The 592-nt window shown below is 66.7% G+C and carries 2 protein-coding genes; both read left to right on the top strand.

Translation table 11 applies throughout. The features are described 5' to 3' along the window. A partial coding sequence (locus tag RNC47_RS36195; RefSeq protein WP_311605104.1) for a DUF5947 family protein occupies positions 1-378 on the top strand: 378 nt, incomplete at its 5' end. After that, on the top strand, positions 375-592 hold a 218-nt coding region (locus RNC47_RS36190; protein ID WP_311605103.1), incomplete at its 3' end, for a DUF6084 family protein. The genes RNC47_RS36195 and RNC47_RS36190, both read left to right, overlap by 4 nt.

Here is a 592-nt window from a genome sequence, read left to right as displayed (position 1 = left end):
GAATGGGAGTCGCTGCAGATTCCGGTCGGGCTGGCATTCTTCTTCCGGAACTCGGCACTGAGCCGCGTCGTCGCGTTCTACCCGGGTCCGGCGGGAGCCACCGAATCCGAACTCGACCTCGACACCTGGAATTCCGTCCGGGAAACCGACTCCAGGGTCGATCTGCTGGCCGAGGACACCGAGGCGTTGATGGTCCGGGTCCCAGACGACCAAAACTGGTCACTGTCGTGTCATCTGGTGCCCGTCGACGCCTGCTACGAGTTCGTCGGCCGGCTGCGAACACTGTGGCGCGGTTTCGACGGTGGGCAGGATGCGCGCAACTATGTCGACGAGTTCTTCGGCATTCTCGACGACCGCGGCAAGCTGGTGCCACGATGACCGGGCCCGCGACGACGGCGGTGACGTTCGCCGTTCTGGACATCGCACCGGAACCGTATGCGGTGACGCCGATCTTGACCGCGAGGGTAGGCGTGGCCGCGGTGGGCGAGGATCCGGTGCACGCCATCGCGCTGCGCTGCCAGGTGCGCATCGAACCGCTGCGGCGCAGCTACACCGACGCGGAGGCGGCCGGCATGCTGGACCTGTTCGGCCC

It is taken from the genome of Streptomyces millisiae, assembly GCF_031845425.1.
GTDB classification, from domain to species: domain Bacteria; phylum Actinomycetota; class Actinomycetes; order Streptomycetales; family Streptomycetaceae; genus Streptomyces; species Streptomyces millisiae.
Note: the sequence above shows the minus strand (reverse complement) of the source record. Positions and strands in the feature narration are given on the sequence as shown.